This window comes from Dyadobacter psychrotolerans (genome assembly GCF_004349265.1).
GTDB classification, from domain to species: domain Bacteria; phylum Bacteroidota; class Bacteroidia; order Cytophagales; family Spirosomataceae; genus Dyadobacter; species Dyadobacter psychrotolerans.
Map to the genome: position 1 here is coordinate 596,733 of NZ_SMFL01000002.1, position 20,238 is coordinate 616,970.

Below are 20,238 nucleotides of genomic sequence, written 5' to 3' on the forward strand. Positions count from 1 at the left end.
ATTAACGGTGTAAGGTTTTCTTCCAGGTCAAATTAGTAGTATTTTTTACTTTTTCGCGCATGGAATTTACATTAATATGTTGTCAACTGCTGTAATCGCAGGCGGTATGGATTTTTCTTCCAGCATCTCCCTGAGGTCAATTTCGATCGTGCGGCAAATGGCTGTCATCGGAACATCATTAATGGCATTTTCGAACGGGTTTTCGCTCGTATCTCCAACAATTTCCATCGTATTAAAAACCCAGGCGATGATCATGTAAGCAGGAACTGCAATCCAGATCATATCTTCTCCAAGTTTGGCAAATTCGTTTATGAGCCCAAAGGGTAAAACCAGAATAAAAAGCCACACAAATACTTTGCTGAAATAAGCATATTGCCTTGGAAACGGAAAGTTTTTGATTCGCTCTGCCGCACCCTGCTGATTATAAAATTCCTGAACAATGGCCATCATCTGAACATAAAACCGTTCATTGATTCCACCCTTTCGGAAAATATCATCCAGCAGTGTTGCCTGGGATTTTAATATATGCGTTGCCGGATTTTTTTTGGAAAGAAAATATTTCACTTCCTGCTCTGTTAAAAATTCGCTGAGTAATAAATGGAGAGGTGCGTTTTCATGGCCGCCCTTTACTACGGTATGTGCTGTGGTGTTGCTGTTGTTCCAGACGCTTTTTTGTCTCAGCTGTATTCTGATTGCATTGATGTAGGCAATCAAACCATGAATCAGTTTAGTTTGCAGTTGCTGTTCATCCATGTCAGAGATCGGCGAGCTGGTTTTTACATAGGAAAGCGTGTAAGTTCCCCAGGTTCGGCTGGCATTTACAAGTGCTCCCCAGATACGTCTGGCCTCCCAGAGTCGTTCGTAGGAAGAATTATTTTTAAAACCCACGTAGAACGCAACGGCAGTTCCGATAAGTCCGATGGGTACGAAGGAAAAACCAATGGCCAGGTGTCCAAAATAATTCAGGCTGCAAAGACAAACTGAATAAACTAAATAGAACAAAAGTGATGGCCAGGCAAAGGAGAGGATGATTGCCGGTTTTATTTCACGAGCTGTATACATTGTTACTTTTTGATGGGAGACGGTTTGGCCGGTAAGTTTTAAAATTACAGGCAAATGAAAAATCCGTCTTTAAGTGAAACAGAAAATATTCAGCATCAAGCTGAAAAAAACCGGAGTTAAAAATCATCACGAAAGCTCTTCAAACCACTTTTTAAAAACCGGAACCCGCTCTTTACTGATCAGGATCTGATTGGCTGAAACAGGAGATGTACGTACGAGCAGCCTTCCATTGAAGTATAATTCAATTTCCCGGATACATTCCCTTGCGATAATGAATTGTCTGTTTGCCCTGAAAAAGTTTGTCGGATCCAGCTGATTTTCAAGTTCTTCCAGGTTTTTGTCGACAACAAAGTTGCGGTCATCGTGCAAAGTCGCAACCACCACACTGTTGCGTATCGTAAGCCAGGCAAAATCTGTATCCTTTAATGGAATCAGTTTATCACGAAATGGCACAAGGAAGCTGCGTCTTGGGTTTTTACGGTTTAGTATCTGAGAATACATAAGTTCTTCCAGATACTTTACTTTACCGATCGCATTTTCCTCATTCAACTGGTAATATTTGTCGATGGCAAATTTTAAGGATTCCTGGCGAATCGGTTTAAGCAAATAATCTATGCTGTTCAGCTTAAAAGCCCGCATGGCGTATTCGTCATGAGCAGTTGTAAAAATGACAGGACAACCAATCGAAATCTGCTCAAAAATCTGAAAACAGGTTCCGTCCCCAAGCTGCACATCTAAAAATATCAGGTCCGGAGCGGGATTGGATGTCAGCCAGTTCACTGCCAGTTCAACACTCTCAAGTACGTCAAGAATTTCAGCTTTGGGGTCTATTCTTTGAATCAGCTGCATTAAATATTCACCTGCCGGAACTTCGTCCTCAATAATAAGTATTTGTGTCATGGAGCTTCGATGAGGGGGACTTTTACAGTAAATTGTTCATCTTTTTCAAGATGGGAAGGGTTTTGACCGGTTTGAATTTTGTAACGTTTATCCAGATTTCTCAGGCCGATTCCGGTGCCGGGCACATTGAGTTTTTTATTAACCGAATTCTGAACGATCAGAGACTTTTCCGTTTCATTCAGTTTAATTTCAATAAACAAAACCTGATTGGACGTAATTACATTATGTTTGATTGCATTTTCGATCAGGATTTGCAGCGAAAGCGGTATGATAAACCATTGTTTTGTTGTAGTAACATCTTCAAAGAAGAACAAAAGTTTTTCACCAAAACGGGCTTTATACAAATCCAGATAAGATTTTGCCGCTGCCAGTTCATCGCTGAGTAGTACAAGGCTTTGATTTTGCACTTTCAGGTTATATCTGAGAATATCCGAAAGATCAAGTACAATACGCTGTGCAAGATCAGGATTTGTAAAAATGGATATGTTCAGAATATTGAGTGCATTAAAAAGAAAATGCGGATTGAGTTGGTTTCTGAGTGCTTCTAGCTGCGCCTTAATCTGTTCACGTTTAAGTTGTTCGTTTTCCAGTCCGACCCGGTAGTAGGCCTGGGAGGCGAGCAAAAAGTTGCGGTAACCCAGGATCGCGAACAGCAGCAAAAAATGATACAGATAATAAACGACCCTGAAAATGAGGATATCCGAATTGTCTCTATCCAGTGCCAGTTTAAGCTGAAATAAGATTTCATTAAGTGAAAAAAACAATACCACCATCAGGCCTATCTGAATGTACATTTTCTGGTCGTTAAACCAGCTTGGAATCTGATAGGTATAATTCAGACAGATGTAAAGGAAGATCCAGGCAAATTCAAAGCTCATCACAAACTGGATCACAATATCAAGAATGGCGACGCCGAACTGCGAGTTAACCGACATTGATTCCCATACGAATATTAATCTGGGAATAGTGGCAAACAGGCTCAGAATGAAACAGAGACGCCAACCTAATGACATCCCTTTGTTGTAATTGAGATTGACGTTCATACCTGGCTCGTAAACACTCGGTTTTTATTAAGAGCCTGTAATTTTTGTGTAAGTTGTTTTTGCTGAATCAAATGCGCAACAGATTCAAGCAGGTTAATTTCAGCTTCTGACCACTGTCTTGGATTCATCATGTCTTCCAGGCCTATAAAGCCATTCCAGGTTTCATTATTATGGATCGGAACGGCAAGCACCGACTGTGCGTCACGCTGGTTTAGCCATTGCTGTTCTCCGGCAGGCAGGGAAGTCAGATCTCCCTGAACATGTTGTTTGGATTTAAAGAGGTTGTTCCATCTTTTAAAATACGGAACATCAACTGTTTTCACAGTACGGCTGTTTACACCGGGAGCAGATACCTCACTTTGCTGAACAATGGTTTCTTCACCGCCTGGCAATGCCTTTCTCTTATACAGATAAATTCTGCTCAGGTCAAGAGCTTCCAGAATGATCGTAAATACGTTTGCAATAGAATGATCAGCCTGTTTTTCTGTTAAAGTTTCAGCAGAAAGTTCTTCTTCACAAATGGCCAGGACTTTTTTGTGCAAGCTGCTGCTATCCTGGTGAATTTTTTCGATCTTCTGTTCAGCGTTCGATTTCCATTTGGAAAGTGTCGTTTCCATAGCTGAAAGCCACGAGCTTTGCTCGGAGCTGGTAATGTAAAATTCAGTTGCTAACAGAGACAGCGCTTTTTCAGATGTGGCCGGGCAATGTCCTTCTGCCATAACAAGACAGGGGCTCAAACGGCCAAGAACTGAAACGAGATCAGCAACCTGGCCATCCGGCAAAGTACAGTTGGAAATAACCAGATCGAATTTTGACTGGTGGCATGCTTCCAGTGCCTGTTGTTTGGTATCTACCTTTTTTGCCTGGAATTGATAACCTGCCTTCGACAAAGATTCGGATATAAGCGGCTGCCAATCCTGTCTGATTGCGACGATGAGTAAATTTAACGGTTCCATTATGAAGTTTTAAAGGTTGAGAGCTTTGCTAAAACAATAAATTATTGCCTAAACGTGAAATTCTGATAAGAAGTGTGTCGATTATATTATTAAGAGATCAGCGGCAACCGCATCTAACCGGTTCTTGTATAAATAAATACCGCTGCACTGTGGATGTGTACTATTGGGAATACCAAATTTAAAGCATTATTGGCCCAAGATGCTAGTATTATCGTCAAAAAAAACTTTTAAAATTCTCCGACTGGTTTCAACTGCCCGATTGTCAGCATGTTTGATATCACTATGTCATTTTTAGAAGAATGTTATAAAATATTCTAATCCTCAATTTATAGAATTCACACTACAAAAGTTCAGTTTCGTTTCAATCTGTTTGAAGTCTCGAATCAACTGGTTCAGGTGTTTTTTTTTCAGTTTCAGTAATGAATTTGATTTGCAAAGGCGTTTGACATGCGAAATTTAATGCATCAATTAAGGAAAACGGGAATATTTCCTTAAAGTGTCAGGCAATTAAACGTTATAAAAACTTCTTAATACAATGTCAAAGAAAATTTTAGCAGTTCTCTCAGAATATGGTTACTGGGGAATTGAACTGGTAGGCCCTCTTGAAAAACTTGAAGAAGCAGGTTACACCGTTGAATTTATAACGCCGAACGGTAAAAAGGCCGAAGCCTTACCGCCGAGCTACGATACTACCTACGTAGACCCACCTCTTGGAACGTGTGTTACCACTCCGTTGGCCGCTGAAAAAGTAAAAGCTTTCGAAGCGACCAACAGATTGGAAACAAGACAGAACCTATCCGAGGTAATTCCGGAACGTCCATATTTTTCTACTCCGGACTTCCTCAGAGCTTTTGAAAAATATTACAGCGATCTGAAAATTGCTCAGGACAAACTTACTGAGGAATATGCAGCAATTCTTTTGGTTGGCGGAAGCGGCCCAATCATAGACATGGTTAACAACCAGCGTGTTCATGATCTGATCCTTGCTTTTTACAACAAACAAATGCCCGTTGCCGGAATTTGTTACGGCGTAGCGCCTTTGGCATTTGCCCGCGACTTTAACGAAAGAAAATCGATCATTAAAGGAAAGCATGTTACCGGTCATTGTATCGAGTACGATTACCACGACGGGACAGGTTTCCTTCACACTGATCTGAATATGGGACCTCCTCCGTATGTTTTGGAATATGTACTTAGCGATGCAGTCGGTCCGGAAGGCCAGTACCACGGCAACTTCGGAAAGGAAACTTCGGTTATTGTAGATTATCCCTTTATCACTGCCCGTTCACTGCAATGCTCTTTTGAATTCGGGGAACAATTTGTTAACGTATTAGAAAAAGGCACAGTACGTTATGGCTGGTAAAACCGGGAATCAGAAAATTATTGAACAGTTCCTGGCAGACGGCATGGACCACATGTTCGGCAATCCTGGAACTGTTGAACAAGGCTTCCTGGATGCCGTTGAGGAATATCCGGAAATGAAATACATCCTGACTTTACAGGAAAGTATCGCCGTAATGGCGGCAGACGGATATGCCCGCGCAACGCAAAAACCAACTCTTGTACAGCTTCACAGCTCACCGGGAATTGGAAACGCGGTTGGGGCGCTTTATCAGGCCAAACGCGGGCATGCCCCTTTGGTTGTGATCGGATCTGATGCAGGTACGCGTTATATGAACATGGACGCCCAGATGGCGAACGATCTGGTGGCAATGATGGCTCCGGTCACGAAGTATTCCACCATGGTTCATTCATCTAAATCGGTATTAAGAACCTTACGCAGAGCTATTAAGATTGCAGCAACACCTCCGATGGGACCGGTTTATGTCTGTCTTCCGATGGACGTTCTGGACGAAATTAATGAGGAAGAAGTATTTCCTACGCATATTCCGTCAACCAGGGTTTTGCCTTCTCCGTCTTTAATCAACGAAATGGCAGACGCACTGCTGGCATCGGAGAAACCTATGATCTTTGTGGGTGACGGTATAGCCTATTCGCAGGCAATCCCGGAATTGACAGCCGTTGCAGAGCTTTTGGGAGCTGAGGTATATGGGGTAGAGTTCGGAGATCTTGTGATGGATAATTCACATCCGCTTTACCAGGGAACAACCGGCCACATGTTTGGTGAATACAGCAAACCGATTACGACTAAAGGCGATGTAAACCTGGTTGTTGGTACCTATATGGTTCCGGAAGTATTTCCAGATCTGGGAGAGATTTATGCTCCGAATGCGAAAGTGATCCATATTGATCTGAACGCTTACGAAATCGCTAAGAATCACCGTGTTGACATCGGTGTAGTAGGCGATCCCAAACTTTCTCTGGAAGCACTGGTTGTTGTTTTAAAGGAAAAAATATCAACTGCACAGAAAGAAAAAGCGGCGGCAAGAGTTGAAGAAATCACTTCACTTAAAAATAAAAAAATCGCTGCCGAGCTTGATGCAGATGTTGGGCAAAAAGGAAGTTATCCCCTTCAAATGTCACAGTTTGCCAGCGTTTTAGCTGAAAAGTTACCTGCCGATGCAATTGTTTTTGACGAAGCATTAACCAGCTCTCCCGCCATTACAAGACATATCGTTCCTAAAATACCAGGAAATTATTTTGTCACGCGTGGTGGTTCTCTGGGCGTTGGTTTTCCGGGAGCAATCGGAGCAAAGCTTTCTAATCCTGATAAAACGGTAATCGGATTTTCAGGAGACGGAGGCAGCATGTATACGATACAGGCACTTTGGTCTGCTGTAAGGCATAACACGGGAGCAAAATTTGTGGTTTGTAACAACGGATCCTACAAACTTCTTCAGCTGAACATAGATGTTTACTGGAAAGAAAGAGAGATCCCAAAACACGATCACCCGCTGTCCTTTGATCTTTCTTATCCTGCAATACGCTTTGATCTGCTTGCCCAGTCGATGGGCGTTGATTCGGTGAGGGTGGAAAAAGAAGAAGACATCGCACCGGCAATCGAACGCATGCTTTCAGACGACAAACCTTTTCTGATAGACCTCGTTTTACAGGGAGATCATAAGTCGGACTGGGTAAAAACGAATTGCTCTCAATAATTAGCTAACGGCTATTAGCTTTCAGCTTTAAACCAATGACTGTAAACTCTTAACTCATAATTTCGAATGCTTACTCAGGAATCAATTGAAAATTTAGCAAAAATTTGGTATAGCAAACTGGACGTACATGCTCCGCAGGTAGAACTATTGCCTTTAATCATTGATGAAGGTCTTGAAATGGTTTTTCCTGAGGTAACCATTTATGGCTGGGCTGGTTTTGAAGGCTGGTTTCAGCGCGTGATCCGTATCTTTTTTGATGAAGTGCATACAGTAAAATCGGTTGTGGCTGACATTACCGGCGATACGGCTTCTGTCAAAGTTGTCGTGCAATGGGAAGCCAGCGTATGGAACGCTCCCGAAGCATACAGCAAAAGAATTTCGTGTGATGCATTCCAAACCTGGGAAGTGAAGTCAGACGGAAACGGCGGTGCTTTAATTACAAAATATATCGTGGACGGACTGGAATACCACGAGGGATCCGCAACGCTTTAAGAAATTTCAGGATTTTAATAAATATTCAATTGACAGTTAATCGCTGTCGAACGCAAAAAAGTAAACCCTTCTTTATTGCTTTATTAACGTTATGGAAAACTTTAAGTTTATTAAAATCAGCAAGGTAGTTCTTGAAACAGTGACCATTCACTGTGTTCAGGCACCCGAAGATGGAGAACTTACCAATGCTCAATTAATCGAAACGCCGGGAAAGCTGATACTTGTTGACACGCTTCAGCTCAAACCACATGCAGAAGAACTCAGGTTATACATCGAAAGCCTGGGCAAACCTTTGGAAAGAGTAATTATAACGCATTTGCATCCGGATCACTGGATGGGAGCTCCATCATTTAATGGAACTCCGGTTTATGCACTTGCTGACGTAATTGGCGGAATCAATGCGATGGCCGATTATTTCATTGGTTTTCACAGAAGTCTGCATCCCGACAACGCCGATGATATTATTTACGGTGAAAAGAATTTACCAACCGAAGTTTTGACAGAAGGAATTCTGGAAATAGATGGTGTTGCACTTAATCTGATTAAAGTGTCTGACACGGAATGTCCGGTAAACCTGATTGTGGAAATTCCTGCTGAAAAAGTTCTGCTCGCTCAGGATTTGATCTATAACAATGTGTACGCGTTTTTCGGAGATAAAACTTCGGATGAGCAATATTGTTTTGAAAACTGGATCGGTGTGCTGACCAAGCTGAAAAGCAAGGGTTACCTTCACGTACTTCCCGGCCATGGCGAACCTTCGGATGCATCTGTTTTAGACCAGCAAATTGAGTATTTGAATTATGTTAAACAATTGGTTTATCAGGGACTGCAGGGCGAGGAGCTGATCGGTAAAATCGTTTCCAGATACCCTGATTATAAATTGCAGCTGACCCTGCACATGTCCAATTACATGCTGTTCATGTATCAAAATCCATAAGTATTTGTCTCTCTCAACTCAAATTTTAAGAAAATGAAAAATATACCTGATACCAAACTTGGTAAAATGTATACAGAACATATTCAGCATATTCTGGATAAAAATATTGATGCCCTTCTTGACCAGTATACCGATGACGCTCTCCTAATCAGCAGCTTTTCAAAAGCGCCGGTTGTTTATCAGGGCCGCGAGCAGGTGAAGGAGCACATGCAGGGAATTCTTGGAATCGACGGACTGGAATCCGATATCGTTTTCTGGGCGGAAACTGCTGATCCCGAAACACTGATGATTACTGAACAAATCACCATGACCGTTGGAGGTGAAAAAAGCGAAATGCGCTTTGCCGACAGCTGGGTTTTAAAAGACGGAAAAATTGCAATTCATTTTGCCGGAATGGTTCAGCACCCTGACGGATCTCTTGCCTAAAAAATCTGATATCTCTTTATCACCATGGAAATTAGTAATTACGTTAATGGTCATGCCTGTACTTCTGAAATAGAAGGCAGAACATTGCTGGTGAACTATTTACGTGAAAATCTTGAACTAACCGGTACCAAAATCGGATGCAGTTCTGCTTCATGCGGAACCTGTACTGTTTTGTTGAACGGAAAAGCAACAAAAAGCTGCCAGATTCTGGCAGCTGAAACCCAAGGAAGTGAGATCCTGACCATCGAAGGACTTGCCACTTCAGAAGGGCTGCATCCGCTGCAAAATGCTTTTTGGGAAAATTTTGCTGTTCAAAACGGCTTTTCCACACCAGGCACAATCATGTCAATGGTTGAGTTGCTCAATGAAAATACAACGCCGACAGATTCAGAAATCAAGGATAGACTGGATGGTAATTTAAGCAGAGAATCTGGATATGAGCAGGTTGTAGCTTCCGTCCACGCAGCTGCTGCAAAAATAAATGGTACAGAACAAACAGCAGACGTTCCTTCAAATGGAAAATATGTTGGTAATTCTGTAAAAACAAGAGATACAGAAAAACTGATTACCGGGGAAGGTAAGTTCATTGCCGACATGGAATTGCCAGGGATGTTGCATGCAGCTATACTGCAAAGCCCTGTTGCACACGCTATTATTAACGGAATCGATACAAGTGAAGCGGAGGCTATGCCCGGAGTGGTAAGAGTGTTCACTTCAAAGGATACAGGCGGTATTATGCCAATGCCTGTGATCTGGATACCTCCTTTTGCAGAAAGTCATTTCCTTCCGCATCCTTCCGGCATCGTGCCTGGTTCGCATACAGTTTTTGCCACAGATCGTGTCCGTTTTGCGGGCGATCAGCTGGCCGCAGTGGTTGCCGAAACACGCCAGCAGGCTTATGACGCATTGTCGAAAATCAAGGTAGACTACGAAGTTCTACCCATTGTTCTGGATGCCGAAGAAGCAACCTTGCCTGGTGCTCCGCAGCTGCACGAAACTGCGCCCGGAAATATTATGATCCACACGATTTTCGGAGACAGTGAAGCAACTGAAAAGGCAATCGCGGAATCGGAAGTGGTAGTTGAACAAAAAATTTACAACCAGCGTATGATGCACAATACGCTGGAAGTACGTGGTGCACTGGCAAAGTACGATCCTTCAACTCAGGATTATACACTTTGGGCAAACACACAAATACCTTACCCGCACCGTTTGCTGATCTCGCTTTACGTGTTAGGAATTCCTTACAATAAGCTGAGAGTGATCGTCCCTTTCATGGGAGAAAGCAACGGCTGCAAGGGTAATCTTTATCCTGATACACCACTGGTTTTGTGGATGGCAAAAGAGCTTGGCAGACCGGTAAAATGGATTGATACCAGGGCTGGTTTTTCAAGAAATACCGCGCAGTCACGTGATCAGATACAGCATGTGAAAATTGCCGGTACCGCCGAAGGAAAACTTACTGCGCTGAGCTGTGTAGCTTTCAGTAATGTAGGCGCATATCCGGTAATCAATGCGCCGGGACAACCTCTTGCACTGATTGGCAGAAGTATTCCGGGTGCTTATGTGATCCCTCATTCTTCTTACGAAATTAATGTAGTTTATACAAATAAAGTCCCAACTGCGCCCATGCGCGGTTCAGGCAGGGCAGAAGCTATTTTCCTTATTGAGCGGGCTATCGAAATGTTCGCAAGAAAAATCGGAAAAGATCCCGCAGAAGTAAGACGCATGAATATGGTACAGCCCGAACAGTTTCCTTATGAAAACGGACTTGGCTGGACTTATGATTCAGGAAATTATGAGAACACGCTCGACATCGCTCTCGAAAAAGCAGGCTATTCCAGTCTTGGATCTCAAAAAGCAGAAGCGCGCAGCCGTGGGAAATTGTTAGGACTTGGCATCGGCTCTTACGTAGCGGTTGCCGGCGTAGGTAATTCAGCGAAAATGGGTGGCGAAGGTTTGATGAGCGGCACCTGGGGAAGTGCATACATTCACGTTGCGCCTTCCGGAGAAGTAGCTATCACTACCGGAGCACAGCCTCACGGCCAGTCGCAGCAAACTACTTTTGCACAAATTGCAGCGCAGGAATTACAGATTCCGATGGAATATATTACCATCAAACATTCCGATACTGCCAATCCGCTTTACTACGGACAAGCGAGTTATGGAAGCCGTTCGCTAAGTGTAGAGGGCGTAGCCGTGCAGAAAGCCTGTCAGCTGGTGATCAAAAAAGCAAAAGATTTTGCGGCCTACCTTTTTAAGATGCCTCTTGAACTGATCGAATATAAAGAAGGAAGAGTTATTGGAATTCCTGCTCCTGAGCAAGCCGTGATGACTTTGCAGCAGGTAGCGCTGATGCTTTGGTTTGGTTGGGATCTGCCCGAGGGAATGGATCCGGGATTGGAAGGTTCTTCTTATTTCGATCCAAAAAACTTCAATTTCCCTTTCGGAACACACATTGCCGTAGTGGAAATTGACGAGGAAACCTGCGAAATTGACCTGGTAAAATACATAGCTGTTGATGACTTTGGGACGGTGGTTAACCCGGAGGTTGTCGCCGGACAGACTTATGGGAACATCGTTTTGGGTATTGGACAGGCGTTGGCTGAAGAAGCAAAGTATTCACAAGAAACGGGTCAGGTTTTAAGTGACGACCTGGATTCGTATACAGTTCCACGTTCCGGCTGGCTGCCAAAGGTTGAGCTTTACCGGACTGAAACACCATCTCCATCAAACCCGTTGGGAGCAAAAGGGGCTGGTGATGTAAGTAATCCGCCGGTAGCTCCGGCAATGGTTAATGCAATTTGCGATGCTTTGTCCGAGTTCGATGTAAAACACATTGACATGCCGGTTACGCCGCAAAAAATATGGGAAATTTTACAGCATCAAACCGTACAATCTGAATCATGATCTTAAATCCATTCTCATATTCAGCCCCTGAAACAATGCAGGAAGCAGTGTTGCTCCTGAGTGAAACCGGCTCAGAACTGTTTACCGGCGACCAGGCCTACGTCGGAAGTGCAAAAAGAGGTAATTCAAAACCTGAGTCTTTGGTAAGTCTGCGTAATGTTCCGGGACTGAATTCCGTGATACAGTATGGCAACCAACTGGAAATTGGATCGGCTGTAACGTTTGCTGCCATGCTAAAAGACATCGCCGTTTGCTCTGTTCCTGTTTTAGCAGAAGCCCTCAAAGCTGTAAAAGACCCTCATTTCAAAAATCACAGCAATGTGGGAGGCGCACTTTATCATAACCAGCCTGCGCACGGTCCGGTTCTGGCTGCGTTTCTGACCCTGGATGGAAAGATAAATGTGACTGGCCCGCTGGGAAACAGGCAAATAGCAATCGACACTTATTTTTCTGACGGAGGACTTACCAAAGGAGAAATTATCAGAAGTATCTCACTGATTGTAAATAATAGCTTATCAGGATCTTTTCACTTTGTAGATTACCTGAAAGCAGGAAAGATCGTCTGCGGCGTCGCGATTCTGATTAGTACCAACAACAATAGCATTTCCCGTATCAGCATCTCGGCATGCGGCTGCGTAGCAATACCGTCACGTTTGAAGAGTCTTGAAAACTCACTCACTGGTATTCAAATTTCGAAGGAAAACATCAGTGCAGCATTGAATGAGCTATCTGAGGAAGAGCTGGTAATATCAAATCCAACGATTTCCAATTCGGCTTATCTGCTGCATTTATTAAAAGTTCTGATTAAAAGAGCTGTTTTGAAAAGTTAATATTCAACATTACGATTATGACAAACCAGGAATTTTACGACAACCACCTCGTCCTTTTAGCTAATAATGATGTCAACGAACTTGTTGACCATGACTACCACGATGATGCGGTGATGATACTGCTGGTGGCAGAAGAGCCGATTTATGTAAAAGGAAAAGCGGAGCTTAAAGTACAGTTGGGCGACTACCTGACTAACATCTACCGCGGGTTTGTTTCTACTCAGAAACTTGCTATCACGGAAGACAGCATCCATCTGGAAGCAACGATCATGACAGCCTGGGGAGAATCCAAAGTGTATGATGCACTTTATATGAAAGACGGTAAAATTTTCCGTCACTACTCAGGTTTGAAAAACTAATAGTTTTGAATTTAATCATTGGTTATGAGGTAGTTGAGTTAGTTGGTTCCGCATAACCTTACATTTTTACAACCTACACGATAAACCTTTAATAACAAGATGAGCAAGAAAGTATTAATCCTCGCTTCAAACGTAGGCCTTTGGGGCGAAGAATTACAGGCACCGTGGGATGCTTTGAAAAAAGCAGGTTTTGATTTGACTTTGGCAACACCAAAAGGGATCACGCCGCTGCCGATGGAGCTTAGCATGGATAAGGATTTTATTGATCCGATGCAGAATTATAATGTAAACCCTGCCGAAGTTGTAGACCGTATCAACGAAATACTTGATAAAGGCGAGTGGGATTCTCCGATAAAAATTGAAGACGCTAATATCTCGGACTACGATGCGCTGGTGCTTGTAGGCGGGCCGGGCTCCGCTTTGGATATTGTTGGAAACCCTTTTGTGCATCAGCTTTGTGTAGCAGCTTACAACCAGGACAAAATCCTTGGAGCACTTTGCTACGCGGTGGGTGCATTTGTATGGTCCCGCGAAGATGACACGCTTCACAGAAGTATTATTTACGGCAAAAAGGTCATTGCTCACCCGCGCGAATGGGACTTCACAGGCCCGATGGGTTATTCTCTGGTACGTGCTTCGGCTGAAAATCCGGGAACTAACTTGGTAAGCCAGGGATTTGCGTTCCCGCTGGCGGTAATCGTTGAAGATGCAGTTGGTCCGAATGGCCGCGTGTATTCCGACGCTACAGCAAACAGAACCAAGCCGCAAGTACATTTTGACTATCCTTTTGTAACAGCACTTTCAGTTGAATCATCCATTGCATTTGGCGATAAACTGGTAGAGGTACTGGGATGAAATAAGTAATAAAATATGTATAATGAACTGGTTAAATTTTAGCCAGCTATTGAAAAAGGTTTTACTCAACGTTATTTTTTGAAATTAAATAATTCTTTAATTAACCATCCTCATGAAACTGGCCGGAAAAAAAATCGGTATTCTTTTTGAAGCTGATTATTTCGAAAACGAAATCTTCTATTATAAATTCCGCTTTCCCGAAGAAGGTGCCGAAATCCATTTTTTAACCCGGCTTTGGGGACAGGATAAGATTACATTCCTCGGTCACGAGTATCGTGCACCCATGGATTGCTACGAATCTTTTGAAAACATGAGCGATGAAGAACTGCGTTCTTATGACGCGATCATCGTGCCGTCGGGCATGGTTTCCGACCGTCTTCGATATACCGAGGATGTTGAAAAAATCCCGCCGGCTACTGAGTTTCTGAAAAGAGTTTTTGCTGAACCGGGTATTTTAAAAGGTATTATCTGCCACGGTTTGTGGCTGGTTGCACCAGCAACCGAGCTTGTAAAAGGCCGGAAACTTGTTTGCCACAACAACCTGATCGGCGATGCAAAAGCTTACGGCGCTATTTACACCAATGAGGACGTAGTTGTAGACGGAGACCTGATCACCGGAAGGTCGGGCGGTCATGCCCATCTTTTCGCCAAAAAGATTATCGAGACTCTTTCAGAAGCTAACTAAACAACTATGAAGACGACCTTTTTTCACCTTGCACTCACTGTTAAAGATCTGGCTGCATTCGAGGCCTTTTATGCAAAATATTTCGGTTTCAGAAGAGCTCGGGTAATTGAATTGGGTGACGATGCTCAGCTGGTTTTTCTAAAAAATGACGATAATTTTTATTTCGAAATTTTTCCTCCGGAAGAACAGCGCCCTTATCCGATGGCTGAGGCAGATGGCCCGCATTATCCCGGACTACGCCACATGGCTTTTTCGGTAGAGGATGTAGACTTGAAACTTGCTGAAATGGGAACTGACGCGGTGATAACCCTGGGTCCGTTACATTTTGACGATGTGATAGAAGGCTGGAAAACGGCCTGGCTTAAAGATCCGGAAGGAAATATTATTGAAATAACACAAGGATATAAGGATCAGGAAGATCTTGCCTGAGAATAAAACACAATAACCTTTTCTTTTAAAGTTAAACGCTTAAATAAAACCCTTTTTATTGCTCAAAGTATGAATATAGACTTCACTTTTTCAGACACTATTGCCGGGTATGTTACCGGTTATAGTCAGGAAGAACGCTGGTTTACACTTGAAACCTCTGATAAAAGAGCTTTTAAAGTAAATCTGATCGCTTCGACTTATGCAAGAAATGTTCAGAACCTTACCGAAGGCTGGCAGGATCCTGGTGATATCAGCAACTTCCTTTCGACCGAGGGTCAGTACGTTTTTGCTTACGGTACTTTTTATCCGAATGCGGGTGAAGGTACAGCTACCTTTGAAGCACAGCAGCTGATTTTTCCTGGCAAGGAGCCAAAGACATATCGTCACGAAGAACAAAATTACTGGATCACTCAGATCGATTCAATTGCTTCCAGTTATCTGAAATGGCAGTTTGATTATCCTAAAGAAGAAATTAACTACAAAAACTACCGCACCATGCTTCATTTGGGTGGAGCTAAAAAAGGAGATTATCTTCAGGAAACAGATACCATTTCCCGTATGGTTTACGGATTTGCTTCGGCCTATCTGCTTACAGGAAAAGACGAATTCCTGGAAGGTGCTGAATTGGGTACGGAATACCTTCGCGACCACATGCGTTTCTTTGACAAAGATGACGATCTGGTTTACTGGTACCACGGTCTGAAAGTGGAAGGGCAGAAAGAAACCAAATTACTTACTTCTGAATTTGGCGATGATCTGGATTCACTTCCAATGTACGAGCAGATCTATGCGCTTGCAGGTCCTACCCAAACGTACCGTATCACGGGCGATCAGCGGATCCGCGACGATATCGACAAAACCATGGACCTTTTTGAAAAATATTTCAAGGATCATGAAGGTGAAGGGTACTTCTCTCACTTGCACCCGATCACGCTCGATGCACGTGAAGATTCACTGGCGCATAACCGTGCCCGTAAAAACTGGAACTCAGTGGGTGACCACGCGCCGGCATACCTGATCAACCTGTATCTGGCAACTGGTGAAAAAGCACATGCGGATTTTCTTGAATATACTTTTGACACGATCACAAAATATTTCCCGGATTACGAAAACAGTCCGTTTGTTCAGGAGAAATTCTTCGAAGACTGGAGCAAAGATCAAACCTGGGGATGGCAGCAAAATCGTGCGGTGGTAGGACACAATCTTAAAATCGCCTGGAATTTGATCCGTCAGCAGTCGCTTACACCAAAAGACGAGTATCTTGCATTTGCCAAAAAAATTGCTGAACTGATGCCGGAAGCGGGTTCCGATCAGCAACGCGGAGGCTGGTACGACGTAGTGGAACGCGTTCAAAAAACTGGTGGAAAACATCAGTTTGTATGGCACGACCGCAAAGCATGGTGGCAGCAGGAGCAGGCGATTCTTGCATACCTGATCATGTACGGTGTTTTGGGTAACGAAGAGTACGAAAAACAAGCGCGTGAGGCAGCTTCGTTCTACAACGCCTTCTTCCTGGATAATGATGATGGCGGTGTGTATTTCAACGTTTTCTCAAACGGTATGCCCTACCTGCTAGGAACGGAACGTTTCAAGGGAAGTCACTCGATGAGCGCTTACCACAGTACTGAACTTTGCTATCTGTCAGCGGTTTATATCAACCTTCTGATCACCAAGCAGCCTACGTACTTTTACTTTAAACCATATCCAAACGGTTGGAAAGACAATATCCTGCGTGTTTCTCCGGATATTCTTCCACAAGGCAGCATCTACATCAGCGAAGTGTTTATTGATGATGTTCCTTACACGGATTTCGATGCGTATGGATTGACTGTGAAGCTTCCAGAGTCGGAAGAACGTTTAAGGGTTAAAGTTCAGATCAGCTCTGCGAAGTAGCAGATCAGGATTTCAAAAGCTAACGACTAACAGCTGATAGCTAAAAGCTAAAAAATATGAAAGTAACACTGACGGACCAGGAAGAAATTACGGTTGTAGAGGTCACCGGGGACATAGACAGTAAAACAGCTCCTGAATTTGAGCGCAATGCAAAACTGGCTACGGAAAAAAATGAGAAAATCGCTATCGACCTGACAGCGGTGGAGTTCATGTCCAGCGCCGGCCTGCGTGTCCTGCTCATGGTTTACAGAAACATCAAATCCCAGAATGGCAAAGTCATTCTGGTGGGTGTTTCCGAAGAGATCCAGGACGTGATGTCAACAACGGGTTTTATCAACTTCTTTAAAATAGTTGAGACAACAGCCGAGGCAATTGTCATTCTTAAACAGGATTAAGCGATGGCAACAGACTTAAGAATCGACTATTATCCAACCCATGAACAGGAGGGAATTAAGTTCAGAAGAGGCCACGTGCTGCCATTTGGTGCCACAATGGTGCCCAACGGGATCAATTTCAGTATCTATTCCAGTGAGGCAATCGACTGTACGCTTGTTTTGTTCGAGCGGGGAGAGGATGCACCTTTTGCGGAGATCCGTTTTCCTGAGGAATTCAGAACCGGAAATGTGTATTCAATGATCGTTTTTGATCTGGATTACGAACGTCTGGAATACGGATACCGTATGGACGGACCTTTTAATCCGGAGCAGGGAAGCCGTTTTGATAAAAGCATCATTCTAAGCGATCCTTATGCCAAGGCAATCGGTGGACGTGATTCCTGGCTGGCTGAGCCAAACTGGGATAACATCTATCCATACCGTTCAAGGCTGGTTTTTGAGGATTTTGACTGGGAGAATGATCACCCGCTCGAAACGCCGATTGAAGACCTGGTAATTTATGAAATGCACGTAAGAGGGTTTACCAAACATCCTTCATCGGAAGTTAAAAATCCCGGAACGTTTGCCGCCATAAGAAGCAAAATCGCTTATCTGAAGGAGCTGGGAATAAACTGCGTGGAGCTCATGCCGATTTATGAGTTTGACGAATGGGAAAACAGCAAGGAAAATCCGGTAACGGGTGGACTGATCGTAAATTTCTGGGGCTACAGTACCGTAAACTTCTTTTCTCCCAAAGCCGGTTATGCGGCAACGGGGAAATTTGGAATGCAGGTTGACGAGCTGAAAACGCTGGTAAAAGAACTCCACAAAAACGGTATCGAAGTGATGCTGGACGTGGTTTTTAACCATACAGCCGAAGGCGATCACCGCGGACATACGATTTCTTTCAGAGGAATTGATAATAAAACCTATTACATGTTAACCCCGGAAGGTTATTATTTCAACTTCTCGGGAACAGGTAATACGCTGAACTGTAACAATCCGGTGGTTCGTAATATGGTACTCGACTGTCTTCGTTACTGGGCATCCGATTATCATATCGATGGCTTCCGGTTTGACCTTGCAGCGATCCTTGGCCGTGACCAGAATGGTGCTCCGCTTAGCAATCCGCCGCTTCTGGAATCATTGGCCTACGATCCGATTCTTGCTAAATGTAAGCTGGTCGCTGAGGCATGGGATGCGGGCGGTCTGTATCAGGTAGGTTCATTTCCGGCGTATGGCCGCTGGGCAGAATGGAACGGTAAATACCGCGACTCGATCCGTAAGTTTCTAAAAGGGGACGAAGGTTTGATACATGAAATTGCCCAGTGTATCCAGGGATGGCCGGATCTGTATCAGTACCGCGGGCCAACGGCAAGTATCAACTTTATTTCCTGTCACGATGGATTTACACTGTATGACATTTTTGCATACAACGAAAAACACAACGATGCGAACGGCGAAAATAACAACGACGGAGGCAATGACAATCATTCCTGGAACTGCGGAGTAGAAGGTGAAACGGATGATGCTTTTATCAATCAGCTACGCCACAAGCAGATCAAAAATGCTTTGTCGATCCTGATGGTAAGCCAGGGCGTGCCAATGATTCTTTCCGGTGATGAAGCGGGTGTGACTAAATATGGTAATAACAATACCTACTGTCACGACAACGAACTGAACTGGATGGACTGGTCGCTTCTGGAAAAGAATTCGGATATTTATTACTTCACCCAGCGTATTCTGCGTTTCCGCAGGGGGCATCCGGTGTTGAGAAGTAAAACCCACTTACAGCATCGTGATTATGTTGGCAGTGGTTATCCGGATATCAGTTTCCACGGAACACAAGCCTGGCAACCTGACTTCGCTTCTTCAAGCCGCTGTCTTGCATTTATGCTCGACGGCGCGCACGCAAAAAGTGGAACGATCATTGACGACAGTATTTATGTAGCAATGAATTCGCATTACGATGCACTGTTTTACGAGCTGCCTGCGCTTCCAAACGGACAACGCTGGCACCTGGCAGTGAATACAGACATGCCTTCGGGACAGGATATTTATGACATCAGTAAAGAACCTTTGCTGGAAGATCAGAGCAGATTTTTGGTAGGAGGACGTGCAACGGTCATTCTTGTCGGAAAATAAAAAGGGCCGCCGGTATCATGGGAGGCATGATACTGCGGCTTTTAGTAAATTAATTTTGTAAAACTTCTTTTAAAAATATTGATCATGGCTTTCAAAATAGAAACAGTAATTGAAGAACAAACAGCCAGGATGACCCTGCACGGGGAGCTTGATTCGCTGTCGGCGCGTGTTTTTATGACAGAGATCGAAAAACTCAGCGGCCAGCCTATCGAAGTGCTTGTGCTGGATATGGAAGATCTAGACTTTATGTCATCTGCCGGGCTTCGTGTTTTAATTTTCTCAAAACAAAAAATCGGAACGCATCTGGCTATTTATATTGTAAAACCACAGGAACTGATCGTGGATACCCTGGAAAAAACGGGTCTTCATCACAGTGTTACAATAGTAGATCAATATCCGGTTTAAATTGATTTTAGAATGGAATCGAAAAGTTTTCCCGGGGTGGTTGATTCCTTAGACGAACTAAGAGCCTATGTTGGCGAGCTGTCTCAAAAGGCGGGGCTTGCTAAAAAAGCAACTTATAGTCTGAAACTGGCAATCGATGAAATTGCCACCAACATCATTTTGTACGGATACGAAAAAGTCGGACTGGTCGCCGACTTTAAAGTGCTGAGTGAAATCACTGATCAGGAATTAATCGTAATCCTGGAAGATGAAGCAGCTGCTTTTGATCCGCTTGCCAGGGAAATTCCTGACGAAGAAGATCTTACGATGGCACTTGAAGACCGGGAAATCGGAGGGCTTGGGATATTTCTGACGATCAAAGGCGTCGACGATTTTTCTTATGAATATGTTGACGGAAAAAACCGTAACACCTTCGTGATGAATGTGATTAAGCCCTGATTCTTTTTTGTCAGATGACTGATATTTATTACAAAATGTT

20 protein-coding genes are annotated in these 20,238 nt (G+C 43.7%); 16 read left to right on the plus strand and 4 right to left on the minus strand.

Going from position 1 to position 20,238, the window contains the following annotated elements:
- Nucleotides 1–66: 66 nt before the first annotated feature.
- The 4 genes from E0F88_RS06260 to E0F88_RS06275 all read right to left on the minus strand — a co-directional run bounded on the left by E0F88_RS06260 (nt 67) and on the right by E0F88_RS06275 (nt 3,961).
- Nucleotides 67–1,062, minus strand: coding sequence for a bestrophin family protein (locus tag E0F88_RS06260; RefSeq protein WP_131957355.1), 996 nt, complete (start codon nt 1,060–1,062; stop codon nt 67–69).
- Nucleotides 1,063–1,188: 126 nt separating this feature from the next.
- Nucleotides 1,189–1,962 (minus strand): LytR/AlgR family response regulator transcription factor, encoded by a 774-nt coding sequence (locus E0F88_RS06265; RefSeq protein ID WP_131957356.1) that lies wholly within the window; start codon nt 1,960–1,962, stop codon nt 1,189–1,191.
- Nucleotides 1,959–3,005: a sensor histidine kinase gene (locus tag E0F88_RS06270; RefSeq protein WP_131957357.1), complete on the minus strand. Its 1,047-nt coding sequence runs from the start codon at nt 3,003–3,005 to the stop codon at nt 1,959–1,961. The genes E0F88_RS06265 and E0F88_RS06270 overlap by 4 nt, the downstream gene beginning before the upstream one ends.
- The gene (locus E0F88_RS06275; RefSeq protein WP_131957358.1) at nt 3,002–3,961 is read right to left on the minus strand and encodes a GAF domain-containing protein; all 960 of its coding nucleotides are present in this window, start codon (nt 3,959–3,961) and stop codon (nt 3,002–3,004) included. Before E0F88_RS06275 ends, E0F88_RS06270 begins: the two co-directional genes overlap by 4 nt.
- Before the next feature lie 535 nt (nt 3,962–4,496).
- Here E0F88_RS06275 and E0F88_RS06280 point away from each other — a divergent pair.
- The 16 genes from E0F88_RS06280 to E0F88_RS06355 all read left to right on the plus strand — a co-directional run bounded on the left by E0F88_RS06280 (nt 4,497) and on the right by E0F88_RS06355 (nt 20,198).
- A complete protein-coding gene (locus tag E0F88_RS06280) occupies nt 4,497–5,324 on the plus strand; it encodes a type 1 glutamine amidotransferase domain-containing protein (RefSeq protein WP_131957359.1) in 828 nt (275 codons plus the stop codon).
- Nucleotides 5,314–7,020, plus strand: a complete 1,707-nt coding sequence (locus E0F88_RS06285) for a thiamine pyrophosphate-binding protein (RefSeq protein ID WP_131957360.1) — start codon at nt 5,314–5,316, stop codon at nt 7,018–7,020. Before E0F88_RS06280 ends, E0F88_RS06285 begins: the two co-directional genes overlap by 11 nt.
- Nucleotides 7,021–7,086: 66 nt before the next feature.
- Nucleotides 7,087–7,512: a hypothetical protein gene (locus E0F88_RS06290; protein ID WP_131957361.1), complete on the plus strand. Its 426-nt coding sequence runs from the start codon at nt 7,087–7,089 to the stop codon at nt 7,510–7,512.
- Nucleotides 7,513–7,603: 91 nt separating this feature from the next.
- Nucleotides 7,604–8,449, plus strand: a complete 846-nt coding sequence (locus E0F88_RS06295) for an MBL fold metallo-hydrolase (RefSeq protein WP_131957362.1) — start codon at nt 7,604–7,606, stop codon at nt 8,447–8,449.
- A gap of 33 nt (nt 8,450–8,482) precedes the next feature.
- A complete protein-coding gene (locus E0F88_RS06300; protein ID WP_131957363.1) occupies nt 8,483–8,875 on the plus strand; it encodes a nuclear transport factor 2 family protein in 393 nt (130 codons plus the stop codon).
- 24 nt (nt 8,876–8,899) lie between these two features.
- Nucleotides 8,900–11,785 (plus strand): molybdopterin-dependent oxidoreductase, encoded by a 2,886-nt coding sequence (locus E0F88_RS06305; RefSeq protein WP_131957364.1) that lies wholly within the window; start codon nt 8,900–8,902, stop codon nt 11,783–11,785.
- On the plus strand, nt 11,782–12,615 hold the full coding sequence (locus E0F88_RS06310) for an FAD binding domain-containing protein (RefSeq protein WP_131957365.1): 834 nt from the start codon (nt 11,782–11,784) through the stop codon (nt 12,613–12,615). The genes E0F88_RS06305 and E0F88_RS06310 overlap by 4 nt, the downstream gene beginning before the upstream one ends.
- Before the next feature lie 17 nt (nt 12,616–12,632).
- Entirely contained in the window at nt 12,633–12,974 is a 342-nt protein-coding gene (locus tag E0F88_RS06315) for a hypothetical protein (RefSeq protein WP_131957366.1), read from the plus strand.
- Nucleotides 12,975–13,073: 99 nt separating this feature from the next.
- Nucleotides 13,074–13,829 carry a type 1 glutamine amidotransferase domain-containing protein gene (locus tag E0F88_RS06320; protein WP_131957367.1) on the plus strand — a complete coding sequence of 252 codons (756 nt, stop codon included), beginning with the start codon at nt 13,074–13,076 and terminating at the stop codon, nt 13,827–13,829.
- A 112-nt stretch (nt 13,830–13,941) separates the two neighbouring features.
- Nucleotides 13,942–14,514 (plus strand): DJ-1/PfpI family protein, encoded by a 573-nt coding sequence (locus E0F88_RS06325; protein ID WP_131957368.1) that lies wholly within the window; start codon nt 13,942–13,944, stop codon nt 14,512–14,514.
- A gap of 6 nt (nt 14,515–14,520) precedes the next feature.
- Complete coding sequence (locus E0F88_RS06330) at nt 14,521–14,943, plus strand: VOC family protein (RefSeq protein ID WP_131957369.1); 423 nt, start codon at nt 14,521–14,523, stop codon at nt 14,941–14,943.
- 69 nt (nt 14,944–15,012) lie between these two features.
- Nucleotides 15,013–16,836 carry an AGE family epimerase/isomerase gene (locus E0F88_RS06335; RefSeq protein WP_131957370.1) on the plus strand — a complete coding sequence of 608 codons (1,824 nt, stop codon included), beginning with the start codon at nt 15,013–15,015 and terminating at the stop codon, nt 16,834–16,836.
- Between the two features lie 56 nt (nt 16,837–16,892).
- Nucleotides 16,893–17,231 carry an STAS domain-containing protein gene (locus E0F88_RS06340; RefSeq protein ID WP_131957371.1) on the plus strand — a complete coding sequence of 113 codons (339 nt, stop codon included), beginning with the start codon at nt 16,893–16,895 and terminating at the stop codon, nt 17,229–17,231.
- Between the two features lie 3 nt (nt 17,232–17,234).
- Nucleotides 17,235–19,355, plus strand: coding sequence for a glycogen debranching protein GlgX (gene glgX / locus E0F88_RS06345; RefSeq protein ID WP_131957372.1), 2,121 nt, complete (start codon nt 17,235–17,237; stop codon nt 19,353–19,355).
- 84 nt (nt 19,356–19,439) lie between these two features.
- Nucleotides 19,440–19,760 carry an anti-sigma factor antagonist gene (locus E0F88_RS06350; protein ID WP_131957373.1) on the plus strand — a complete coding sequence of 107 codons (321 nt, stop codon included), beginning with the start codon at nt 19,440–19,442 and terminating at the stop codon, nt 19,758–19,760.
- A 12-nt stretch (nt 19,761–19,772) separates the two neighbouring features.
- Nucleotides 19,773–20,198, plus strand: coding sequence for an ATP-binding protein (locus tag E0F88_RS06355; protein WP_131957374.1), 426 nt, complete (start codon nt 19,773–19,775; stop codon nt 20,196–20,198).
- Nucleotides 20,199–20,238: the final 40 nt, after the last annotated feature.